The sequence below is a fragment of the Steroidobacter sp. genome (assembly GCF_016790065.1).
Lineage (GTDB): Bacteria > Pseudomonadota > Gammaproteobacteria > Steroidobacterales > Steroidobacteraceae > Steroidobacter.
This window is the reverse complement of record NZ_JAEUPY010000400.1, coordinates 1-4,931: the sequence shown is the minus strand read 5'-3', so window position 1 is coordinate 4,931 and position 4,931 is coordinate 1. Positions and strand designations below refer to the sequence as shown.

At 61.7% G+C, this 4,931-nt stretch carries 6 protein-coding genes; 4 read left to right on the top strand and 2 right to left on the bottom strand.

Annotation, left to right across the window (positions count from 1 at the left end; translation table 11 throughout):
• Window positions 1-508, top strand: a 508-nt coding sequence (locus tag JNL55_RS16560; RefSeq protein WP_293855783.1) for a ZIP family metal transporter, incomplete at its 5' end; no start/stop codon positions are given.
• 82 nt (window positions 509-590) lie between these two features.
• Here the strand turns inward: JNL55_RS16560 and JNL55_RS16555 are convergent.
• Entirely contained in the window at window positions 591-1,154 is a 564-nt protein-coding gene (locus JNL55_RS16555; RefSeq protein ID WP_293855780.1) for a hypothetical protein, read from the bottom strand.
• Between the two features lie 174 nt (window positions 1,155-1,328).
• Between JNL55_RS16555 and JNL55_RS16550 the strand changes: the two genes are divergently transcribed.
• The 3 genes from JNL55_RS16550 to JNL55_RS16540 all read left to right on the top strand — a co-directional run bounded on the left by JNL55_RS16550 (window position 1,329) and on the right by JNL55_RS16540 (window position 4,540).
• Window positions 1,329-3,560 (top strand): CHASE domain-containing protein, encoded by a 2,232-nt coding sequence (locus JNL55_RS16550; RefSeq protein WP_293855777.1) that lies wholly within the window; start codon window positions 1,329-1,331, stop codon window positions 3,558-3,560.
• 71 nt (window positions 3,561-3,631) lie between these two features.
• Window positions 3,632-4,123 carry a hypothetical protein gene (locus JNL55_RS16545; RefSeq protein ID WP_293855774.1) on the top strand — a complete coding sequence of 164 codons (492 nt, stop codon included), beginning with the start codon at window positions 3,632-3,634 and terminating at the stop codon, window positions 4,121-4,123.
• Between the two features lie 21 nt (window positions 4,124-4,144).
• A complete protein-coding gene (locus JNL55_RS16540) occupies window positions 4,145-4,540 on the top strand; it encodes an MbcA/ParS/Xre antitoxin family protein (RefSeq protein WP_293855771.1) in 396 nt (131 codons plus the stop codon).
• 3 nt (window positions 4,541-4,543) lie between these two features.
• Here the strand turns inward: JNL55_RS16540 and JNL55_RS16535 are convergent.
• The coding region (locus JNL55_RS16535; protein ID WP_293855768.1) for a winged helix-turn-helix domain-containing protein at window positions 4,544-4,931 on the bottom strand (388 nt) is incomplete at its 5' end.

The following is a 4,931-nucleotide window of genomic DNA, read 5'->3' as shown; positions in this document are numbered from 1 at the left end:
TTGGATTCACAAGCGCGTACCGCACGAACACTTCGTGATGGGCCGAGAAGGGCCGGACAGCTTGCGCATGCAACGGCTGTGGCTGTTCATCATCGCCATCACGCTCCACAACTTTCCGGAAGGCATGGCGGTGGGCGTCGGCTTCGCCAGCGGCGACCTGGGCAAGGCCATGCCGCTGGCGATCGGCATCGGCTTGCAGAACATTCCGGAAGGGTTGGCAGTCGCGGCGGCCATGCTGGCCATCAACTATCCGAAGTCACAAGCGTTCATGGTGGCGTCGTTGACGGGGCTAGTCGAGCCGTTGGGCGGTGCCATCGGTGCGTCCGCGGTATGGTTCACTGGGCCGGCGATGCCTGTGGTGCTCGGGCTCGCGGCTGGCGCCATGTTGTTCATCATCAGCGACGAGATCATTCCCGAGACTCATCGCAACGGGTTTGAAGACGTCGCAACGTTTTCGTTGATGGGCGGCTTCGCGGTGATGATGTTCCTGGACGCTGTGTTCGCCTGAGCGGGTCGGAACGTCGTTGGTTCCGTGGACGGCGTTGCAGCGCCAGCCAATAGAACCAACGACGTCACCGTTTCTGGTCACATCATTGGGCGCGCTGTTTGTTACAGGTCACCAGCTTGTTCCAATCGGAGAAGTGGCCGTCGGGGTTCTGTTCCCACGCCCACACATGCAATTCATAGAAGGCCGGCAAGCCATACCGATTGGGCTCGCTCACATAGTGCATCAGATGGCCGTCCACCGACGGCGCGCCGCCTTCCGGATGTTTGCTGGCCCAGTCGCCGGCAATCACGATGAATTCCACGCCGACCAGGCGCATCGCGCCGCTCGACAACGGTTCGTAGATCAATGCTTCGGGTTCGTCGCCATCGATGGCGCCATCGCCGACGCGGCTGGGCAGGACGAAGTGCACGCCCATCGCACCGGCGTTCGGGCCGCTGACGCAGGGCGTCGCAGGCACCCAGCTTTCGGCGATGGCCACGCCGATGTCTTTGTAACGCGAGGTGGCACGGCGCACTTTTTCGACCAGCGGCGCGGAGCCCTTGCTGGTGTAGGCCTGCTGAGGTTGCTCGGTCTTGTCGCCCGACATGGCCAGCAGCGGCAGGCTCAGCAGCAGCGTTCCCAGCAATGGACGTAAAGCAGTATTCACTTCGGTTCTCCTATGAGTTGCAGCGGCAGCGACGATAGGGGGTCGTGCCGGCCGGCTTATAGGGCAGAGTTGCCTATTTTGCGGGGCGCCGAGGCGTGACAACCGTATTTCTACCCATGCGCGGGGTGTTGCCCGGCGATAGTGTCGGCCGTCGGGGGACGGTCAAAACAGCCGATGAGCGCACAGGATTGGCAAGTCGTGCCGGGAAGTGACGACGATTCACAACAACACCGGCACAGTGGGTGGCTGTTTCCAGGAATCGTCGCACTGATCATTCTGGTGTTGGGCGCAGCGGTGACTGCGTCGTTCGCGCTATCCATGCAGGAAGCAGCGCTCACCCTCACTCGCAGCACCCTCGAAGAACGCGCCTCGCGTAGCGAATACGCCATCGAAGAACGTTTGATGGGTTGCGAAGCCGTGCTGCGTGCCGGCGCCGGCTTCATCGACAACGCCTGGCCGTTGAGCGAACAGCAATGGCAGCGTTTCGTGCGCCCGCTGAACTTGACCGAAGTGCTCACCGGCGTGCAGGGCTTCGGCTTCACTGCGGTGGTCGACAAGCTGCTGCCCTGGCAACTGAAGGCGCTGCCGTCGGGCTTGTGGAGCAATCCGGCCGGTCGTGCCGATCATCCGCAAACCGCCATCCTGTTTCTGGAGCCGCAAGACGTGCGTAATCGGCACGCGCTAGGCTTCGACATGGCCAGCGAAGCAATCCGCCGAGCTGCCATGGAGCGCGCACGCGACGAAGGCACCGCCGCCGTCTCCGCCCGAGTGACTCTGGTGCAAGAGATCGAGTCGAGCGCACAACCCGGCTTTCTAATGTATGTGCCGGTATATCAGCGCGACTTGCCCACGACCACAATCGCCGAACGGCGTGCAGCGTTGATCGGCTATGTCTACAGCCCGTTCCGAGCCGGTGATTTCATGGAACGTGTGTTCGACGCCGATCCGCGTGATGTCGAGATCGAACTCTACGACGATCCGCAAATGCAGGCGGCCACGTTGATGTATCGACGAGCCGCAGGCGAGGGCGCTGTGTCGCAGCCCATGGCTGTCGAACGTCGCGTCGTGGTGGGCGGTCACGAGTGGACGCTGCGTGTAGTCGCGACGCCTTCGATGATCGAAAAAAATCAGCTGGTGCCGTTGTGGGTGGTCTGGATCGTCGGCGCGTTCGGCACGCTGTTGCTCAGCGGCTTGGCGTTGGCGATGACCCGCAGCAGGCAAGTGTTACGCGAGCGCCTGTTGGCCGATGAGCGCTTGTTGGAACAGCAGCGCGACGCCGCCACCATTCTGGAAAACTCGCTGGAAGTGTTCATCGTGATCGACGAGCAGGACCGCGTGCTGGAATGGAACAAACAGGCGGTGCAAACCTTCGGCTGGACCAAGGCGGAGGTGCTGGGCCGTGAGCTGGCCGATATCATCGTGCCCGCGCGCTTGCGTGACGCGCATATGAAAGCGGTCACGACCTTTCATACGCGGCAGCATACGGTGCTGGGCAAGCTCATCGAAATACCTGCGCTCCGGCGCGATGGCACGGAGATCATCATCGCCATTTCGATTGCCTCAGCCTTGAGGCGTGGCAAGACGGTGTTCTTCGCGTCGTGTCGTGACATCACCGCACGCGCCCAACAGCAAGACGAAGTCCGACGTCTCAACACCACGTTGGAACACCGTGTGAGTGAGCGAACGCAGGAGCTGGAAACCGCCAATCGACGTCTCGAAGCGGCATACCGAGATCTTGAAGCGTTCACTCGCAGCGTCTCGCACGATCTGCGTGCGCCGTTGCGAGCGATCAAAGGTCATGCCGCACTGCTGGCCGAGAACGTCAGCTCGCTGGGCTCGCCGCAGATCCAGCGTGACATCGAATCGATCGTCAGCACCACCAAGCGCATGGACGCGATCATCGACAATTTGCTGAAGCTCGCGTCGGTCACGCAACGCGAGCTGCAGACTCAAGAGTTGGAGTTGGGCGACTTGATGCGGCAAGTCGTGGCGGAGGTGAATCCTCAGCCGCCGGTGCGAGTGCATGTCTCGTTGCAATCGGCTTGTGTGCGAGCAGATGCGGGCTTGCTGACCCTGGCTCTGCGCAATCTGATTTCCAACGCGGTCAAGTTCTCGCACACCCGGCCGTCGCCGGAGATCTGGGTTGGCACCAGCGACAACGATAGTGGCCCGGTGTATTTCGTGCGGGACAATGGCGTGGGCTTCGATCCTCGCTACGCGCCTCGCTTGTTTGGCGCTTTCCAGCGGCTGCATTCGGAACGCGAGTTCGAAGGCACGGGCTTGGGCTTGACCATTGTTAAATCGGTGATCGAAAAGCACGGCGGCCGCGTCTGGGCCGAATCCCAACCCGGTGCCGGTGCCACGTTCTATTTCGTGCTGCCCACTTGCCAGGCGCCCGCCGCGTAAAATAGCCAGGGTCGCCGCGAAGCAGCGTTCGCTCTATCATCCCGCCTTCGGTGTCGAATGGCGGTCGGTCGATGATGAGTGGTGCGGCGATTGGGCAGGTGACGGATTACCTGCGACAGCTCACGGAAACGGTGCGAACGGAATCCAGCGACGGCGCCAGGCTGGTCTCGGATCTCAAGAACAATCCCATTTGCCGGGTGACGCTGGATCAGGCGGTGCCGTGCATCTCGCTGACGTGGGGGCGCTATGCCACGAGCGCGCAATTGCGCTTCGTGCACGAGTGCGTGCTCGAACTGTTGAAGCGTGAAGGGCTCGGCAAGATCTTGGGCGATGACAGTGCGCTCGCCGTGATTCCGGTCGACGATCAGGCCTGGCTTTGCGAAGACTGGATGCCGCGCGCCGCCGTTGCTGGGCTCAAGGCCGCCGCCAGTAAGAGTCCCCAAGCATTTTTCGGCAAGCAGTCGGTGGCCAATGTGCAATCGGGCGCACCGCCGGAAATAGCATTGCGTTCGTTCGACACTCTGGACGAAGCACGGGCCTGGCTGCAGAGTGTGTCGTTCTAAGTTGTTGCTCGTGAGTTGTCGATGTCCCCGAATTCACCGTCTGAGTTGTCCCCTGGTTTATTGACCAAGGCGCTGTTTCGCGCGGTCGAGCACTTGGGCTTGGCTGCTGACCTACCCAAGTTGTTGGGCGCTGCGCCTGCAGACGTCGCTGAGTTGCAATCGGGGGCGCGCGTGCTCGATCCACAACGACCCGAGTGGAGCGGGGCGCTGAAGCTCGTCGGCATGTTTCGCACCATCGTGGAAGTGCTCGGCTCAGTGGAGCGCGCCAAGCTCTGGTTGAGCACCTCGAATGAAACGCTCGGCGGGCGGCCCATCGATTTACTTGCCACGGCCGACGCCGACTCTGTGCATCGCTATCTCAGTTCCGTGCGTAAGCATGAATTGCGGATGCCGCCGCCCGTCAGGCAAGAGCACTGAGCTTCACAGCGTGAAGCGATAGCCCACGCCGTAGATCGATTCGATCAATTCATCGCCCGGATGCGCCAGCTGTAATTTACGGCGCAGGTTTTTCACGTGGCTGTCGACGGTGCGGTCGGTGACCACGCGATGATCTTCATACAGCGTGTTCAATAGTTGCTGGCGCGAGAACACGCGCCCCGGCGAGGCTGACAGCGCCTTGAGCAACCGAAACTCCACCGGCGTCAGATCCAGCGTCTGGCCGTTGAGTGTGGCCAGGAACTGGGTCTCGTCGATGCTCAGACGGGAATCGATCTGCGCCACCGCTTGCGCCTGCGGTGCTCGACGCAGAATCGCCTTGACTCGCGCTACCACTTCGCGCGGACTGAACGGTTTGCAAATGTAGTCGTCG